This is a genomic window from Aeromonas sp. HMWF014 (genome assembly GCF_963878295.1).
Taxonomy (GTDB): Bacteria; Pseudomonadota; Gammaproteobacteria; order Enterobacterales; family Aeromonadaceae; genus Aeromonas; species Aeromonas popoffii.
Genome location: NZ_CAWNYS010000158.1, coordinates 9301 through 10768, shown reverse-complemented (window position 1 = coordinate 10768; position 1468 = coordinate 9301). Strand labels below are relative to the sequence as shown.

Annotated in this window: 1 protein-coding gene and 1 pseudogene; both read left to right on the top strand. The window is 64.1% G+C overall.

Annotation, left to right across the window (positions count from 1 at the left end; all coding sequences use genetic code 11):
- A partial coding sequence (locus AAC083_RS06365) for a substrate binding domain-containing protein (RefSeq protein ID WP_219927866.1) occupies window positions 1-382 on the top strand: 382 nt, incomplete at its 5' end.
- Between the two features lie 148 nt (window positions 383-530).
- Window positions 531-1468: pseudogene (locus AAC083_RS06360) on the top strand (ElyC/SanA/YdcF family protein); the annotation flags it as partial.

Sequence of the window (1468 nt, the reverse complement as noted above, 5' to 3'; positions counted from 1 at the left end):
CACCTACCTGGCGCGGGCCGGCACGCCCCGTACCCCGGCCGATCTCGAGGCCCACAACTGCCTCTGCTACTCCCTGTTTCGCGGCGGCACCCAGTGGCGCCTACAAGGCCCGGAGGGAGAGGTTGCCATCACCCCGCGGGGCAACTTCGAGGTCAACAACAGCGACGCCATCCACACCGCGCTGCTGGCAGGGCTCGGCATTGGCAACATGCCGGACTTTATCGTGGAGCGGGATCTCGCCACCGGCCGGCTGGTGCCCCTGCTGCCAGACCATGCCCTGCCCGAGCACGGCATCTGGTGCCTCTACCCCCGCCGTCGCCACCTGCCCGCCAAGGTGGAGGCCTGGCTGGCGTTTCTTCACGAACGCCTGGCTCTGCGCTAGGGGGGCACGGGGATAACCGAAGCGGTTCACGTTTTTTTCATCTGGAAAGGAGTAGAGTAGGCCATTACCAAGCGCCTGTTTTAATTGAAAAAGGCTCCAGAGGGGCATGCCATGGCATCGCACCTCTCACCCTAGGTGGAACCCCATGATGAAGAAAACTGCGATTGCCCTGACCCTGGCCAGCCTGTTGGCCCTGCCAGTGTTTGTCTCCACTCATGCCTGGGCTGCCCCGGTGCGCTCCCTGCAAAAGGAGCAAAACTACGACCAGTACATCAGCAAGCGCCAGGTGGTGGATCAGCTGCTGGCGGATGCCTGGCAGATCTTCAAGTCACCGGCTCGCATCTCCACCGCGGGCTTCACCGCCAAGATGCCGAGTAACATGGAGCAGGTCACAGCACTGCTGCTGCAGGCCTATCAGCTCGAACCCTACCGCACCGACCTGCTCATCTCGGCGGCCAACGCCCAGATCTACAACGGCAACGTAGACAAGGCCATCCGCCTGTTCGAGCAGGCGCTCAACACGGCGCCGGACGACATAGATCTGCTTACTTACCTGGCCACCTGGCAGACCTTCAAGCAAAACCCCAGTGCCGCCCAGGCATACCAGAGCAAACTGGCGGCACTCAACCCCGGCCGCGCCGCCGATCTGCAGCGCATCCTGGAGACGGTGGCCCGGGTCAATGCCACCCCGCTCAAGGAGCAGGGGGAGAGCTCACCCAAGCCGGGCAACCGGGCCATCGTCACCCTGGGCTATGCCCTCAACCCCGATGGCAGCATGCACGATATCCTGCTGGGCCGGCTGGAGACCACCCGCACCCTGGCCCAGGCCAACCCGACTGCGCTCATCATACTGACCGGCGGCGTGCCCCAAAACCGCCAGACCGAGGGCAAGCTGATGGCGAACTGGCTGGTGAAGAAGGGCATAGATCGCTCGCGCATCATAGAGGAGAACTACGCCACCAGTACGGTGGAGAACGCCCTCTACAGCAGCTACGCCCTCGCCCGCCACCAGATCCAGCACGCCACGCTGGTGAGCTCGGCCAGCCATGTCCGCCGGGGTCAGACCCTGCTGGAGATCGCCAGCTG